Source organism: Kitasatospora sp. NPDC058046 (assembly GCF_042885595.1).
GTDB lineage: Bacteria > Actinomycetota > Actinomycetes > Streptomycetales > Streptomycetaceae > Kitasatospora.
The window spans coordinates 48,756-64,722 of sequence record NZ_JBHVRS010000018.1 but is presented as its reverse complement, the minus strand read 5'-3'; the positions used below and the strand labels follow the sequence as shown (position 1 = coordinate 64,722).

General features: G+C 73.3%; 9 protein-coding genes. 4 read left to right on the top strand and 5 right to left on the bottom strand.

The window, feature by feature from the left end; genetic code table 11:
- Positions 1-144 precede the first annotated feature (144 nt).
- From ACFVU7_RS30465 to ACFVU7_RS30455, 3 genes are all read right to left on the bottom strand, one after another.
- The gene (locus tag ACFVU7_RS30465; RefSeq protein ID WP_388048271.1) at positions 145-1,995 is read right to left on the bottom strand and encodes a serine/threonine protein kinase; all 1,851 of its coding nucleotides are present in this window, start codon (positions 1,993-1,995) and stop codon (positions 145-147) included.
- Between the two features lie 250 nt (positions 1,996-2,245).
- The gene (locus ACFVU7_RS30460) at positions 2,246-3,607 is read right to left on the bottom strand and encodes a hypothetical protein (RefSeq protein WP_388048269.1); all 1,362 of its coding nucleotides are present in this window, start codon (positions 3,605-3,607) and stop codon (positions 2,246-2,248) included.
- 53 nt (positions 3,608-3,660) lie between these two features.
- Positions 3,661-4,914 (bottom strand): phosphatidylserine decarboxylase, encoded by a 1,254-nt coding sequence (locus ACFVU7_RS30455; protein WP_388048267.1) that lies wholly within the window; start codon positions 4,912-4,914, stop codon positions 3,661-3,663.
- A 483-nt stretch (positions 4,915-5,397) separates the two neighbouring features.
- Here ACFVU7_RS30455 and ACFVU7_RS30450 point away from each other — a divergent pair, with 483 nt between their 5' ends.
- The gene (locus ACFVU7_RS30450) at positions 5,398-6,183 is read left to right on the top strand and encodes a pyridoxamine 5'-phosphate oxidase family protein (RefSeq protein ID WP_388048265.1); all 786 of its coding nucleotides are present in this window, start codon (positions 5,398-5,400) and stop codon (positions 6,181-6,183) included.
- 80 nt (positions 6,184-6,263) lie between these two features.
- On the opposite strand, the gene ACFVU7_RS30445 is transcribed toward ACFVU7_RS30450, so the two are convergent.
- Positions 6,264-10,121: a phosphodiester glycosidase family protein gene (locus ACFVU7_RS30445; protein WP_388048263.1), complete on the bottom strand. Its 3,858-nt coding sequence runs from the start codon at positions 10,119-10,121 to the stop codon at positions 6,264-6,266.
- A gap of 296 nt (positions 10,122-10,417) precedes the next feature.
- On the opposite strand from ACFVU7_RS30445, the gene ACFVU7_RS30440 reads away from it, so the two are divergent.
- Positions 10,418-11,284 carry a MerR family transcriptional regulator gene (locus tag ACFVU7_RS30440; protein ID WP_387821215.1) on the top strand — a complete coding sequence of 289 codons (867 nt, stop codon included), beginning with the start codon at positions 10,418-10,420 and terminating at the stop codon, positions 11,282-11,284.
- Positions 11,285-11,722: 438 nt separating this feature from the next.
- Positions 11,723-13,135, top strand: coding sequence for an MFS transporter (locus tag ACFVU7_RS30435; RefSeq protein ID WP_388048261.1), 1,413 nt, complete (start codon positions 11,723-11,725; stop codon positions 13,133-13,135).
- A 77-nt stretch (positions 13,136-13,212) separates the two neighbouring features.
- Here the strand turns inward: ACFVU7_RS30435 and ACFVU7_RS30430 are convergent, their stop codons facing one another.
- Entirely contained in the window at positions 13,213-13,638 is a 426-nt protein-coding gene (locus ACFVU7_RS30430) for an NUDIX domain-containing protein (protein WP_388048259.1), read from the bottom strand.
- 174 nt (positions 13,639-13,812) lie between these two features.
- On the opposite strand from ACFVU7_RS30430, the gene ACFVU7_RS30425 reads away from it, so the two are divergent.
- Positions 13,813-14,916, top strand: a complete 1,104-nt coding sequence (locus tag ACFVU7_RS30425; protein ID WP_388048258.1) for an NADH:flavin oxidoreductase/NADH oxidase — start codon at positions 13,813-13,815, stop codon at positions 14,914-14,916.
- Positions 14,917-15,967 lie beyond the last annotated feature (1,051 nt).

Sequence of the window (15,967 nt, the reverse complement as noted above, 5' to 3'; positions counted from 1 at the left end):
GCCGTGGCACCGCCCACAGCGCCGCCCCGGCCCCCGGATCCCGGACGAACCCGGCGTCGTCCGCGTCGTAGTCGTACAGCTCGCCGTCGCGGCCCCGGTCGACGGCGGTCTCCGGTCGGAGCCGGGCAGTCGGCTCCCGGCGGCTCAGTTGAACGTCCACACCTGGTTCTGCGCGCCCGTGCAGGCCGCCACGTGGGTCCCGACGCCGATGCCCTCGGACGTCAGGCACAGCTGGGTGGCGACGTTGGCGATCCGGTAGCCGCCCGGGACCTGCGCGATGGCCCAGACCTGGTTCCAGTCGGCCGGCGGGCTCGTCCAGATCTGCACCAGTCCGCTCCTGCGGTCCTGGTCCAGCACCTTGGTGAAGTTGCTGGAGGCGTTGCGCAGGTAGTACATCCCGTCGGCGACCCGGTCCAGCCGCCAGAGCTGCGCCGCCGTGCCGTTGGCGAAGTAGGTGCCGACGGTGTTGCCGTCCTGGTCGTTGGAGGAGTAGTTGTCCAGCGCGCCGTTGGTGCCGGTGATCCGCGCCTCGGCGGGCAGTTGCGGTTTGGGCTGCGGCGTGGGCTGGGCGGACTGCGTCGGGGTCGCGGGCGTCGTGGGGGTGGCCGTTTCGCCGGGGGCGGGGCGGTCGGGGGCGGCGGAGGTCGGCGCGGGCGCGGCCGGGCTCTGGCCCGCGGCGGGGGCGGGGGCCGGGGCGGCGGGCGCGGCGGGGACCGGCGCGGGCGGCGGGGCTGCGGACGTGGCGTACGGCGGGGCGGTGGCCGGTCCGGGCCCGGCGGCGGGCGCGGGGCTCTCGCCGGTGCCCGGTCCGCCCGACGGTACGGGGGCCTGCGCGGGGGCGGACGGCTGTCCGGCGGGCGGGCGGCCGGCCTCGACGAGGGCGGCGGCCCCTGCCACCGCGGACCCGGCCGCGGGCCCGGCGACGGCGGCGCCGGGCGGCGTGGCGTCCCGGCCGGGCCGTACCACCGTCGCCCCGGCGGCCCCGGCCACGCAGAGCAGCGTCAGCGCCGTCACCCCGGCCAGCGCCCGCAGGCGGCGCCCGGGGCGGGGTATGCGCCGGGCCCTCGGCGCCTGCCGGGCGGCGGGCCGGGCGACGGGCCGCTCCGGACCCGACGGCGGCGCCGCCTCGCCCGCCGCGAGGGCCTGGCGCAGCGCCGCGGCCATCGTCGCCGCGTCGGGCCAGCGCTCGCCGGGGTCCTTGGCCATCGCCCGCTCGACCACCGCGCGCACCGGCGCGGGCACGTCCCCGGGCAGCGACGGGACGGGCTCCGTCAGGTGCTTGAGGATCAGTTCGAGGGCGGTCTCCCCGTCGTACGGGAGCCGACCGGCGAGGCACTCGTAGAGGACCACGCCGAGCGCGTAGAGGTCCGCCGAGGCGGTGACCGTCCCGGTGGAGGCCTGTTCCGGTGCCTGGTAGGCGGCGGTGCCCAGCACCACCCCGGGTACGGTGAACCGGGGGTCGCAGGCGGGGCCGGCGATGCCGAAGTCCGCGATCACCGTCCGGTCGCCGTTGACCATCAGGTTGGCGGGTTTGATGTCCTGGTGGACCACCCCGGACGCGTGCGCGGCCTCCAGCGCCTCCAGCACCTGGAGGGCCAGCCGCAGCGCCTCGGCCACCGGCAGGGCTCCGCGCCGCTCCAGGACGGCGCTCAGCGGCTGACCGTCGATCAGCTCCATCACCAGGTAGCCGACCGGGCGCCGCCCGTACGCACCGCCGTGCCCGTCGCCGTGCGCGTCGCCGCCGGCCCCGTCGCCGCCGCTGTGCCCGTAGTCGTACACGCCGACGATGCCCGGGTGCCGCAGCCGGGCCATGACGCGGGCCTCGGCGTGGAAGCGCTCGGCGAAGCCGGGCTCGTCCAGCAGGGCCGGCTTCACCACCTTGACCGCCACCCGGCGGCCCAGGACCTCGTCCTCGGCGAGCCACACGTCGCCCATCGACCCGCCGCCGAGCCAGTCCACCAGCCGGTAGCGGTCGGCGAGCACGGTGCCGCGCAATGCTTCTCCCTGAATCGAGCCCGAGGGGGCCGGAGCGGATCCGGGGGCCGGCCCGGTCCCCTGGGCGCGCCCTGGTCCGGGACGCCCTCCGAGGATCGTGGCACCGGCTGATAGTTACTGACTTGCCATCATATGAATGATGTTCAGCTCGGGCCATCACCACCCCGCGCCCGCGGCACCACGAACGGCGGGGCGGCACCGCAGTGCCGCCCCGCCGTCCGATCAACTCCCCGGCGCCGTCGCCGGTCCGCTACACGAGCGGCCCCTGCGGGTCGTGCCCGTGGAAGGGACGCTCGAAGAGCCAGTTGTAGAGCATCTCCCGGCAGCTCTCCGGCTGGTACGCCGGCACCTCGTGACCGGAGTCGGGGATGGACACCTGCGTCAGGTTGCCGCGCTGACGGACGAAGCCCTTGGGGTCGCCCGGCGGCTGCTGCCAGATCAGACGGGGCGCGCCGTGCCACTCCGGGTCGCGGTCCCGCATGAGCCTGTCGAGGATCTCCTCGGTGCTCCGGAAGCCGCAGGCGGTGTCGAAGTTCCCGGTGTAGAGCAGCACCTTGTAGCGCTTGATGCCCCCGTCGCTCCTGTCGATGAGCGCGCCGTACTTGTCGGACGCGTCCGCCATGTTGTCCTCTACCAGGGCATCAGCCACCGGGCCGCTGTTGTCCTCGCACGTCCACTCGAGCCCGAGCGGCACGTGCAGGGCCTTCCTGACGGGATCGGTGTTCAGGTACGCCTTCAGCGTCTCCCAGGGCAGGCCCTTCCAGCCCCGGGCGTCGTAGATGTCGAAGTTCCCGCCGTAGGCCAGGGTCTTGTCCACCAGGGCGTTGCCGTCCTTGGTGGCCTGGACCATGCTGCCTTCCTTGATCTCGGCCTGGACCTTCGCGTAGTCCCGGAGCAGTTCCTCGCGCTGGCCGAGGCCGATGAACCCGGTGGTGTAGACGTAGTCGATCATGAGGCCCAGCGAGAGCTCGGGGGTGATCCAGCCGTTGCCCACCGCGATCCCGCGCAGGTCGATGTGCTGTCCCGCCTTCCGCCCGTTCTGCTTGTCGATCTCCAGGGCGATCGCCGGCACGTACTTGCCGGCGTAGCTCTCGCCGCAGACGTACAGCGGGCACTTCGCGTACTCGGGGTGCAGCTGGAAGAACTTCTGGAGCGCCTGCCAGAACATGTGGCCGAGTTCGGCCTCGTCCTCGACGTACTCGTCGTGCTTGGGGTCGTCGGAGTGGCTGTACCCGGCGCCCAGGGGCTGGTCCCAGTAGAGGAGGTGCGCCTCCTGGTTCCAGCTGGTGGTGGTCAGCGACACGGTCCCGACGGTGTCCTCGGTGATGGTCAGCGGGCCGTTCTCCAGGAAGAGCCCGATCAGCGAGGAGGCGCCGGGGCCTCCGTTGAGCCAGATCACCAGCGGTGTGGCGCTGATCAGGTCCTGCTGGTCGGCGACGGGCACGTGGGGGCTGCAGGTCTGGCTCTCGAAGAACCAGTAGAAGAGGTTGTTCTTCGCGGTGCCCGTGCCGTCGAGCTGTACGCGCCCCGCGTAGGAGCGGATCCCCAGCTCGAGGCTCTTGGTGTCGAGGAGGTTCGCCGGGATCGACGTGACGAGATCGTCCGGGTCCATGGTTCAGTCCTTCGTTCGGGAGCGGATCAACGGGATCGACGGGATCAGCAGGATCACCGGGCGAACGGGATGCCCCGGCGGGACTGCGCGTGGTGGGGGTGGCTGAAGAGGCCCTTCGTCCGCTCCGGGGCCTCGAGGGTTCCGATGCGCTGACCCATGTGCAGCTGCAGGGCCGGGAAGCGGCCGTGCTCGAACAGCAGGATGTTCAGGGAGCCGCCGTACTGGAAGTTCCCGATCTTCTGCCCCTTCGTCACCGGGACGGGCTTCTTGGGGTTCTTGAACTCCGCTTCGTACTGCACGGAGCCGATCGAGTTGAGGCCGACCGTCACCATCGCCACGAACGTCTCGTGCTCCCGCATCTGGGGATCGGTGAATTTCGTCCTGAAGACGAGGTAACCGCGGCGGAAGGTGTCGAACATCTCGTAGTCGAACCCGTAGCCGACGTTCCCCTTGTTGAGGAGCTCGGGGAAGTCCCGCATCCCGTAGTAGATTCCGTGGACGTCGTCGTGGGACTCCACGACCTCGCCCTCCACCGGCGCGTGGTACCAGTGGTACGTGTCGGGCATCAGGATGCACGACACGGCGGTGCCCCCGGGCACCGTCCTGCCGTCCTCCTCTTTGGGGACGAACTTCTTGTAGTACTCGGAACCGGCGAGCAGCTGCTTGACGTTCATGGTGACCGTCTTGACCGGGATCGGCGTCTCCTCGGCCAGGTCGTCGACGATCATGTTGATGACGCAGTCGGTCGGGGCGACCACCACACTGTTGTCGTCCTGGGCGTCGATCGGGCGCTTGCCGTCCTTCAGCTCCCGGATGAAGAACTGGTTGAAGGTGGCCCAGGGGCCGTCCTCGAAGTCCTCCATCCTCGTGCCGAGTTCGCTCTCCCAGAGCTTGATGAGCTTCTGCCCGTCCTTCCCCGTGTCGTCCATCTGGTCGCCCTGCAGGTTGGTGAAGTCCTTGGTCATCTCCAGGCCGGGACCGCAGGTCACGAAGACCATCCCGTAGTCGTTCTCGTAGGTGAGCCAGCTGAACTTCTCGATGTAGTCCAGGCCGTCGTTGGGCTTCGTCGTGGTCCAGTTGGTGTACCACTCCGCGAAGAACTTCTTCAGATCCTCGATGCCCTTCCCCCGCCAGTCGTAGTACACCTTCTTTCCATCGGGATCGGTCGGGTCGGCCGGACACTTCACCACGTTGGCGATCGTCGCGTCGAACAGGGTCTTGAAGCCCTCGTGATTGGTGCGGTACCAGTCGTCGATCCTGTCGAGGAAATCTTTGAGGGGCTTCGGGTACTCGTCGTTGTCCGGCATGACTCTCCCTTTCGCATCCGCCGCGGAGGCGTCCCCTTTCGGATCGCCTCTCCGGTCTCGGCGTCCACGAGTATGGTTCTGCCCCGGCCCGCCGCCGACCGGACACGCATGGGCGTCACCGGTCCGTGAATCCCCTTGCCGGTATGAGGAATTACCCCTCCCGCAATCGATCGGAAAAGCCGAAACGTTCTTCCGGCCGCCTCGACCGGCCCCCGTCAGCCGACCGGCCGAAGCCGCCGGCCACGGCCGCGGGGCGCTCCCGCTCCAACGGCGGACGGCCGGATGGCGCATCGGAACGCCCCGGCGTCCCGCGGTCGCGACCGGCGGGGGCCGTTGCTCTGGCGGGGTGATCCGCCACCGCCGTGCGCACGTTGGGGCCCGTCGAGCGCCCGCCGTGCCGTAGGCATGACCCGTGTCCCGGGCCCGCTCCCGTCACCCGCGGAGCCGGGCCCCTCCCCCGCCCCCCGTCGCGAAGGAACCGCCATGTCCGCCATGTCCCAGGAACCGGGCACCGTCACAGGGTCGTCGGACGCCGCGGCGTTCGCCAAGAGGACTCAGGTGAGCACCGACCCGAACGACTGGGTCCCCATCCTCAAGGCGGGCTTCGTCTGCACCGTCGCGCACCTCGAGATCACCACCCTGGACGGCCAGCTGACGATCAGGCCCCGATGCGTCCCCATGGTCTACGCCTACCACGAGGAAGACGGCAGGAGGCTCCTCTACCTGCACGGGTCCATCTACTACCCGGACTGGATCCCGGTCTCACTGAAGCACCTGTGGAGCGATGACGGCGTGTCCGTCAGCCTGACCGCCACCGTCGTCGACGGCCTCGTCGTCGGACGCGCGGCCATCAGCACCTCCCTCGACTACCGCTCCGTCGTCGTCAACGGCGTCGCCAGGAAGGTCGACCCCTCCGCCCGCGCGAAGACCTTCCACGCGCTGAGCGACCAGGTCATCCCCAATCGCTGGAGCGAGCTGCGCCCCATCGACGACACCGACCTGAACACGGACGGGCAGAATCACCCCACCATCGGGGTCCTCTCCGTCGACCTCGACGAGAAGGAGACGACCGTCCACGCCAAGATCGCGACCCACCCCGAGGGGCCCGAACACGAGACCCAGCGGGACTTGGACTACCCCCACGCCTGGGGCGGCGTCCTCACCGTGCGCCAGACGTACGGCGATCCCGTCCCCGACAAGCACGTCCCGCCGGGCACCCCCGTCCCCACGTCCGTGCAGGACCTCGTCAAGCGCCACCGGGCCACGTAGGACACGGCACCGCAGGCCCGGACCGTGCGTCACGGTCCGGGCCTGCGGTGGGTCACTGACGGCGTATCACCGACGGTCGGTCACAGCTTCGCGCACTGGCCGCCCTTCGGGCCGCTCGCCGTGTTGGCGAGGCCGCCGTTCACCGGGGCCGGGGTGTTGCCGGAGCAGTCCAGCGGGCCGCGCACGGTGGTGCCGGCCAGCAGGGTGGCGCCCCGGTTGAGCGCGAGGTGGAGCGGGCCGGACAGGGTGGCGCGCAGGATCGCCGTGGTGCCGGTGGTGCCGCTGACGGCGACCGGGCCGTTCACGGTGGTGTCGCTCAGCACCAGGGTGGTCGCGCCGCGGGCGGAGAGCGGGCCGGACAGGGTGGAGTCCAGCGCGACCAGGGAGGCTCCGGGCTGCACCAGGACCGGGCCGTCGACGGCGGCGCCCTGGAGGCAGGTGACGCCCGAGGTGACGGCGAGCGAGGAGTGCCGGCCGCGCACGGTGGTGGTGCAGGCGGGCAACGCGCCGACGGTGAGCGGCTGTTCGGCCTTCACCCCGCCGACGGTGACGCTCAGCGTCCCGCTGCCGGGGCGCAGCCCGGTCAGGGTGGCGGTGGCCGGGTCGTAGGCGGCGACGGCGGTGCGCGGGGCGCTCGCGGCGGTGCCGATGTGCACGGCGGTGCCGCCCCACTGGGCGGTGACGGGCCAGGCGACGGGCACGGTGCGCTCGCCGTCCTGGGTGAAGGTGGCGTGGACGGGGGCGGTTTCGAGCAGGCCGAGGGCGGTGGGGGCCTGGAGGTCGACGGTGTCGGCGCGGGCGCGGACCTCGGCGCGCAGCCAGGCGGAGGCGTCGTCGGCGGTGGCGTAGGGGTCGGTGACGCGGCCGGCGGCGGGGTTGACGCCGAGCATCGTCCAGCCGGTGAAGCCGCCGCGGTCGGGTTCGGCGGCGGGGCCCTTGCCGGAGTTGCCGTTGATCAGGTGCGGGACGCCGTCGATGCTCTGGGCGTGGAAGGCGCCGACGTGGCCGGTGACCATGGCGGCGGACTTGCCCTTGGTGCGGAAGTCGGCGAGCCACTGCTCGACGAGGGCGGCCTCCTTGCGGTCGCCGAGTTGGCTGCCCTGGTCGGGCAGCGGGTCGCGGGTGGGGTGGTGCTCGAAGAGCAGCAGGCCGGTGACGGACGGGTCCTGGGCGGCGCCGTCGAGGGCGGTGCGCAGGGTGGCGATCTGGTCGAAGCCGCTGCCGCGCAGGGTGCCGAGCGAGCTGTTGAGGGTGACGAAGCGGGTGCCCTTGACGTCGAAGACCTGGGTGGTGTCGCCGAAGGCGGCCTTGAAGTTGTCGATGGTGCCGGGGCCCATGACCTCGTGGTTGCCGGGCACGTAGTGCCAGGGGACGGTGTGGCCGGTGAGCTGGTCGAACTCGTCGAGGAGCGTGCGGGCGAGGGCGAAGTCGGCGGGGGCGGCCTCGTCGACGAAGTCGCCGTCGATGACGAGGAGTTCGGGCTTGGCGGCGGCGATGTCGCGCAGGGTGCGGCGGGCGGCCTGGACGATGTCGCTGTCGGGGCTGCGGGCGATGAACTGGGCGTCGGACATGACGGCGACGCGCAGCGGGCGGCCGTCGACGGTGCCGTTGGTGAGCACGACGGGGTCGGTGACCTTGGGCTGGACGGGCAGTTCGACGTCGGGGGCGACCTTGACGCGCAGGTCGGCGAGGGTGAGGGCGCCGGTGTAGGAGCGGGCGGCGCTGGTCTCCATCAGGCGGAAGCGCTGGAAGGTGAGCGGGTACTGGACGCCGGCGGGGACGGGGAACTCGACCTTGCGCCAGCCGGTCCAGGTGACCATCGGGGCGTCGAGGTTGGCGGTGACGCCGGCGGCGGTGCGGTACTGGACGCGCGGCCAGGCGCCGTTGCCGTCGCCCTCGATCCACATCGTGATCGAGCGGGGCTGGCCGGGCAGCACGATGCCCTCGGGGGCGATGGCGTACTGGCCGCGGGTGCCGGTGGAGTGGGTGAAGTCGTAGGCCAGGCGCAGGCCGTGGGTGCCGTCGGGGCCGGGGGCGGGGGCCGTCGAGCCGCCGGGGGCGCGGTCGTTGCCGGACTTCCAGGCGGCGGCGTCGGAGAAGTCGGCGAACGGCTTCTCGGTCATGCCGACGGTGACGGCGACGGCGCTCTCCAGGGTGCCGACGGCCAGGTGGAGGGTGGCGGACTTCCCGTCGGCCAGGGCCTTGAGGGCGATGGTGCCGTCGGGGGCGGCGCTCGTCTCGACCACGCCCTCGCCGCCGGTGACCTTGACGTCGGCGGCCTCGACGGGTGCGGTGTGGCCGAGCGCGTCGTAGCCGGTGACGGTGAGGCGGGCGGTGGCGCCGGCGCCTTCGAGGGCGATCGGCGCGCTGCCGGCGCTGACGCGTACCGCCGGGCCGAGCACGGTCAGCGGCAGGACGGCCTTCGCGGCGCCGGTGGCGGTGACGGCGACCTCGGCGGCGCCGGGGGCGCGGCCGGTGACGACGGCGTCCGGGCCGAGGCCCTCGACGCTCACGGTGGCGCCGGTGGCGGTGGACCACGCGGTGGCGGGCGGCGTCGCGGTGACGGCGCCGTACGCCTCGTCGTGGGGCAGGGCGCGCACGGTGCGGTGCAGGCCGGGGAAGAGGCGGGCAGCGGTGTCCACGGCCGGGGCCGGGCGCAGCCGGAAGCCCTTGGCCTGGCCGGATCCGGGGGTGGAGAACAGGCCGAGGCCGTTGGCGACGGCGCGCTCCCCGCCGTTGTCGGAGGGGCTGCTGACGGTGCCGGCCCGCTCGGCGCCGGGCAGGCGGGCGGCCATCGCGGCGGAGCCGCCGCCGTCCATGTTGAGCGCGTTGTGGGCGCCCATGTCGCGCAGCAGGACGGCGAGGTCGGGCAGGCTGATGCCGGGGCTGTCGGCCTGCCGGCCGTCGACGGTGACCAGGTACATGCGCCGGTTGTCGGCCGAGAAGCCCACGGCCGTACGGGCGTTGAGCTCGTTGCCGTCGTTCTCGCCGGAGCGCTGGGCGACGCCGTCGGCGACCAGGACCTGGTAGCCGCCGACCGCGACGGCGACCTCGCCGAAGGAGGCGCGCGGACGGTAGCCGACGGAGACCCGGTCGCCGGGCCCGAGGTCGCGCAGGGCGCGGGCGCCGGCCTCGCGGCCGACCAGGACGGTGGCGCCCTCGGGGACGGCGGCGCCGAGCGTGTCGCGGACGGCGGTGACCCGGCCGTCGCGCAGTTCGACCTCGGCGACCTCGGCGGAGCCGTTGGCGACGTTGCCGCGGGTGGCGTCGCCCCAGGCGGGGGTGAAGACGCCGACGCCGTCGGCGGGCAGGCCGTAGGTGTTGACGCCGTTCAGCGTCAGCTCGCGGCCGCCGGGCAGGCTCGCGTGGCCCTCCAGGAAGACCTGGGCCATCCGGGCGAGGCCGTCGGTGCCGACGGTGACGGCCTGGTTCCAGCCCTCGACGGGGGCCTGGACCAGGCCGTCCTTGCGGGAGACGCCGACGCCGAGGGGGGCCTCGGAGGCGTTCATGTCGAAGTAGTCGCCGTTGATCGCGGCGACGGCTCCGGCGCCGCGGGCCATGTCGGTGACGCTCTGGCGGGTGGTCACCTTGCCGGAGGACAGGTAGTCGACGCTCAGGCCCTCGGTGTCCAGGTCGGCGACGAGGACCTTGCCGCGGATCCAGCCCGGGCCGCCGAGGCGGTCGAAGGAGGTCATGGTCAGGCCGGGGGCGATGGGGGTGACCTCGCGGCGGGTGACCACCGACTCCCCGGGGCGGTCCAGGACCAGGCCGGGGTCGGCTTGCGCCCGGCTCGGCGCGGGGGCGTCGGTGGGGGCGGGGGCGGCCCAGGCGGGTGCGGCGAGGCCGGGCAGGCCGGCGGCCAGCGCGGTGGCCAGCGCGAGCGCGCCCAGGGCGCGGCGGCGGGTGCGGGTGCGGGTGCCGGCGGGCGGGGGTGGCATGGGGGTCTCCTCGTGCGGCGGCGGGCTCGGGCGTCTCCGGCGGCGTGCGGGGCGCCGGAAGTGCCGTTCGCCTGCGGACGGTGCGGCCCGGGGGCGTTTCCTCCCAGGCCGCGGGAAGTCAACCGTGCACGGACGGCCTCCAGTTCACGCGCCGGTGAACCGGCCCGCTCGGCGCCGCGAACAGGCGGGCGGATCCGGTGGGAAGGCTGACGTACCGCCATAAAGGGGGTGCGGCTCGCCCCCTCGGCGTTCGGCCGTTTGCCCCTCCCCCTGGGGCAGGGGGCACAGTGGCGGGCGTGCAGGACGACACGATCACCATCGGCGAACTCGCCGCCCGGACCAGGCTCAGCCTCAAGGCCCTGCGGCTCTACGGCGCGCGGGGGCTGCTGCCGCCCGCCCTGGTCGACCCGCGCACCGGCGTGCGGCGGTACGGCCCGGCGCAGGTCCAGCGGGCCCGGCGGATCGCGCTGCTGCGCGCCGCCGGGCTGCCACTGGCGCGGATCGCGGCGGTGCTGGACGCGGCCGAGTCGGACGGCGACGCGGGCGAGCGGGAGCTGCTGGCGTACTGGCGGGAGCGGGAGGCCGAGCACGCGGCCCGCCGGGAGGCAGTGGGCTACGCCCGCGAGGTCCTGGCCGGACGGGGCACGGCCGTGTTCGAGGTCGCCGAGCGCGACGTGCCCGAGCAGTACGTCCTGTTCGTCCGGCGGCACGTGGACGCCGCCGCGCTGCCCGGCTTCCTCGCCGAGGCCTCCGGGCTGCTGCTCGGCCGGCTGCGGGAGGCGGGGGCGTGCCTGTCGGGGCCGCTGTTCGCGGTCTACCACGGCCTGGTGGGCGAGGACTGCGAGGCCCTGGTCGAGGTCTGCGCCCCCACCCCGAACGCGGTCGGGCCGCACGGCCCGTTCGCGGTGCGCATCGAGCCCGCGCACCGCGAGGCGTACACCGCCCTGACCCGCCGGCGCACCGCCGCGATGGCCGCCGCCCACGACGCGGTCGCCGCCTGGGTCGCCGCGCGCGGGTACGGGCGGGGCGGGCCGAACCGGGAGGTGTACCACCCGAACTGGGCGACCGCCGGGCCGCGGGAGCACGTCGCGGACGTCGCCGTGCCGCTGGCGGTCGCGGGCGCGGGCGCGGGCGCGGACCGGCGGCCCTCGGAGAGGAGCTGACGACGGGCTCACAACGGGCTGATGCCGCGCTCACGGCGGGCTCGTGACGGCGCCCCGGCGGTGACGCGGCGGGGTCGGTCCCGTACGGACGGGCACCGCCCCGGTGTGGAATGGGCCACATTCCAGGGGCCGTTGACGGTCCGAAGTGACCAGGGTCACGTCCGGCGCGCGTTCGCGGCGCCCGGCGGCGCGGCCCCGTGGCGGAACTGGGCGGGCGCCGTGGCGGCACGGGCGAAGGGCCCGTCCGCTTCGGGACCTTGGTCGCGAATCCCCTCGACCTTCGCCCCGGTGGCGCCCCCTCGGAACCGGGGCAACCGTGGACGGTCGCCCGTTGTGACCGGGCGGTGGCGCCGTCCGAGGTGGGCGGCGTCTTCCCCTGCCGTCTACCCGGCGCACGGTGCGCAGTGCGTGCCGTACGCTCCGGAGGACCCCAAGTACATGTCCCAGACCATCGACAACGCCCCGTATACCGCGTTCCACCGCAGGCTGGCCCTCGCCTGTTCGGGCGGACCCCTGCTCGACGGCTACATCCTGAGCATCGTCGGCGTCGCCCTGATCGGGATGCGCCCAGACCTCGGGCTCTCCACCGCCGAGGTCAGCCTGATCGGCGCCGCCGCCCTGGTCGGCATGTTCGTCGGCGGCGCGCTCTTCGGCGTGCTGACCGACAAGATCGGCCGGGAGGTGATGTACACCGCCGACCTGCTCGTGATGGTCGCCTGCTCGGTGCTCTCCTTCTGGGTGGACGCGGTGTGGGCGATCACCCTGCTGCGCTTCGTGCTCGGCATGGCCGTGGCCGCCGACTACCCCATCGCCACCTCGCTGCTCGCCGAGTGGCTGCCCGCCAAGAAGCGCGGCCGCCTGCTCGGGCAGCAGATCGTCGCCTGGTACGCCGGCTCGGTGCTCGCCTACGTGGTGGGCTACCTGTTCCTGGAGCTGGCCGGGCCGGGCAGCTGGCGGTGGATGCTGGCGAGTTCCACGGTGCTGTGCGTGGTGTTCCTGGTGATCCGCCGCGGCTCGCCGGAGTCGCCGCGCTGGCTGGCCGCCAACGGGCGGGTCGGCGACGCGGTGCGGGTGGTCGAGAAGCACCTCGGGGTCCGGGTCGACGGCCGGGAGCTGATGCCCGATCCGGCCGAGCGCGGCCGCCCCGCCGGACTGCGCCTGCTGATGACCCAGCCCTACCGGCGCCGCACCCTGTTCTGCGGCCTGTTCTTCATGTGCCAGGTCGGCCCGCTGTTCGCGATGCTCACCTTCGGCCCGCAGATCCTCTCCTCCTTCGGCATGCCGGGCGGCACCGTGATGGAGACCCTCGGCACCGGCCTGATCAGCCTCGTCTTCCTGCTCGGCTGCTACCCGGCGCTGCGCCTGATCGACACCCGCGGCCGGCGGCCCGTCATCATCTGGTCCTTCGCGCTGATGACCGTCCCGCTGGCGCTGCTGGGCGTGTGGCCCACCGCCCCGGCCGCGGTCGCGCTGCTGGCGCTGTGCGCGTACGCCTTCCTGTGCGGCGGGCCCAACGTGCTCGACTGGACGTACCCCAACGAGCTGTTCCCGACCGAGATCCGGGCCACCGCCGTGGGCGTCGCCACCTCGGTGAGCCGGATCGGCGCGGCCGTCGGCACCTACCTGCTGCCGCTGTCGCTGACCGGGCTGGGCACCGGCCCGACCATGCTGATCGCCGCCGGGGTCACCGCTCTCGGGCTGCTGGTCTGCGTGGCGTGGGCGGAGGAGACCCGCGGCACCGCGCTGGGTGCCTCCCCCGCCGCCCCTGCTGCCCCTGCTGGTGCCTCCGCCGGCGCGCGGACCGCGCGGGGCGCCGTTCCGGCGCAGCGGGTGGCGCAGACGGCGCGCTGACGGAGGACCGCCCGTGCCGTTTCGGCCCCCGCCCGCCCGGGCGGGGGCCGAAACGGTCTCCGGGCCGGGCCTGCGGGTCAGGCCAGGTCGCCGCGTTCGCGCAGCAGGGGCAGGAGGTGGTCGCGGACGGCGGGGGCCAGGCGCAGGGTGTCGTCGCGGCCGTCGGTCCAGCGCAGGTCGGCGAGTTCGGCGGCGGGGACGGGCTCGCGGTCCAGGGTGGCGGTGAAGACGGTCATCAGCATGGGCACGCCTTCGAGGGCGGCGGTGGCGCGGATGTCGGTGAGGTGGCGGGGGTCGACCGGGGCCGCGCCGAGCTCCTCGCCCAGCTCGCGGGCCAGCGCCTGGAGGGCGTCCTCGCCGGGGTCGGGCTTGCCGCCGGGGAGGTAGAAGACCTCGGGGGCGGCCTGCTTGCTGACGACCAGGAGCCGGCCGTCCCGGATGATCGCGGCGGCGGCGACGGTGAGGGGCGTTTCCGGGATGCTGGTGGCTGCGGATTCGATCATGGAAGCGATTGTCGCAGGCGGGAGGGTGTCGGGAGGGCACGCCGACGGGAAACCCTTGCGAGTCCGTGCGCGCGCAACTATTGTTTACGAGTGTAAATGCAGCTGCAAAAATTGCATGCTCGCCCTTGCCTCGCCCTGCATCCTGGCGTCAGCCGACCCCACCGGGAGTCCGACATGAGCACCTCTCTCTTCGCCCCGCTCACCCTGCGGTCCCTGACCGTCCCCAACCGGATCTGGATGCCGGCGATGTGCCAGTACAGCGCGGCCCCGGACGGCGCCGCGGCCGGCGTCCCGACCGACTGGCACTTCACCCACCTCGCGGCCCGCGCCGCAGGCGGCACCGGGCTGATCATCACGGAAGCCACCGCGGTCAGCCCCGAGGGACGCATCAGCCCGTACGACCTCGGCATCTGGAACGACGAGCAGGCCGCCGCCTTCCGCCGGATCACCGCCTTCCTGAAGAGCCAGGGCACCGTCCCGGCCATCCAGCTCGCCCACGCCGGCCGCAAGGCCTCCACCGAGCGCACCTGGGTCGACCGCGGACGCCCCGTCGCCCCGGACGAGGAGCACGGCTGGACCCCGGTCGGCCCCGGCGCCGAGGCCTTCTCCCCCACCCACACCACGCCGGACGAGCTCACCGAGGAGCAGATCGGCGAGATCGTGCGGCAGTTCGCCGACGCCGCCCGGCGCGCGCTCGACGCCGGCTTCCAGGTCGCCGAGGTCCACGGCGCCCACGGCTACCTCGTGCACCAGTTCCTCTCCCCCCACACCAACCGGCGCACCGACGGCTACGGCGGCTCCTTCGAGGGCCGCATCCGCTTCGCGCTGGAGGTCGTCGACGCCGTCCGCTCGGTGTGGCCCGAGGACCTGCCGGTCTTCTTCCGCGTCTCCGCGACCGACTGGCTCACCGAGAACCCGGAGGACGGCCGCGAGGGCTGGACCTCCCAGGACACCGTCCGCCTCGCCAAGGAGCTCCGGGCCCACGGCGTCGACCTGCTCGACGTCTCCACCGGCGGCCTCGTCCCCGACGCCCGGATCGAGGCCGCGCCCGGCTTCCAGGTGCCCTTCGCCGAGGCCGTACGCCGCGAGACCGACCTGCCGGTGGCCGCCGTCGGCCTGATCACCGACCCCGCCCAGGCCCAGGCCCTCCTCACCGAAGGCCGCACCGACGCCGTCCTGATCGGCCGCGAACTGCTGCGCGACCCCTACTGGGCCCGCCACGCCGCCACCACCCTCGGCGCCGAAGTCACCACCCCCATCCAGTACCACCGCTCCTGACCCCCCGCCCCGCCCCGCGCAACGCGGGAAGTCGGCCCGACCGACTTCCCGCTCCACCTCGCGCGGGCACTTCCCCACCAACCGCCCGCGCAGCCTGGGAAGTCGGCCCCGCCGACTTCCCACTCACCCACCCGCGCACCCACCCCACCAACCGCCCAGCGCAGCACAGTGGGCAGTCGACCCCGTCGACTGCCCACTCCACCTCGCACGTGCACTTCCCCATCAACTGCCCTACCCGGCACGAGAAGTCGGACCCGCCGACTTCCCACTCCGCCCCGCTCACCGCAGTCGCTCCACCAACTTCCCAACGCAGCACAGGAAGTCGAGCCCACCGACTTCCCACCCCACCTCGCGCAGGAACTTCCCCACCAGCCGCCCCGCACGCACGAGACCTTGGCCCTACCGACTTCCCACTCACCCGCCCACCCATCCCCACCCAACGGAGCAGGGGCGAGGGTACAGAGCAGCGAAGCACAGGAAGTCAGCCCCATCGACTTCTCACTCCGATCCGCTCGCCGCAGCCATCAACGGACCAGCGCAGCATGGGAAGTTGAGCCATCCGACTTCCCATTCACCCGCCCTCACCCGACGAAGCCGGAAGGGAGCGGAGTGGCGCAGCGCGAGAAGTCGGACCCGCCGACTTCCCACTCCAACCCCCGCACCCACCCGCCCCGCCGCGCAGGCCGGGGCGGCCCGCGAAGAGGGATTGCCGCCCCAGCCTGCCGGCGGGCGAGCGAGGCTGATCGACGTATGGCCAGCGAGCGTCGATGCGGTACGAGAAGTCGACCCCTCCGACTTCTCACTCCATTCCAACCCCCGTCCCCACCCGACAGAGCGGTGTGTGTGTGGGGTGATGGGAGTGCCGCACACAGGAAGTCGAGCCCACCGACTTCTCAATCACCTTGCCCACATCCCCACCCAGCGGAGCGGGGGCGAGGGGTCCGGAGCAACGAAGCACAGGAAGTCGGGCCCGCCGACTTCTCGCTCCAACCCCCGTGCCCACCCGCCGAAGCGGTGCAGGTCGGGCCCGAACACCCGGGATAAGGAAGTG

Excerpts from the sequence above, each read along its gene's own strand:
- ACFVU7_RS30460 (WP_388048269.1), bottom strand. The coding sequence starts at position 3,607 with ATGGACCCGGACGATCTCGTCACGTCGATCCCGGCGAACCTCCTCGAC.
- ACFVU7_RS30455 (WP_388048267.1), bottom strand. The coding sequence starts at position 4,914 with ATGCCGGACAACGACGAGTACCCGAAGCCCCTCAAAGATTTCCTCGAC.
- ACFVU7_RS30450 (WP_388048265.1), top strand. The coding sequence starts at position 5,398 with ATGTCCGCCATGTCCCAGGAACCGGGCACCGTCACAGGGTCGTCGGAC.
- ACFVU7_RS30445 (WP_388048263.1), bottom strand. The coding sequence starts at position 10,121 with ATGCCACCCCCGCCCGCCGGCACCCGCACCCGCACCCGCCGCCGCGCC.
- ACFVU7_RS30435 (WP_388048261.1), top strand. The coding sequence starts at position 11,723 with ATGTCCCAGACCATCGACAACGCCCCGTATACCGCGTTCCACCGCAGG.
- ACFVU7_RS30430 (WP_388048259.1), bottom strand. The coding sequence starts at position 13,638 with ATGATCGAATCCGCAGCCACCAGCATCCCGGAAACGCCCCTCACCGTC.
- ACFVU7_RS30425 (WP_388048258.1), top strand. The coding sequence starts at position 13,813 with ATGAGCACCTCTCTCTTCGCCCCGCTCACCCTGCGGTCCCTGACCGTC.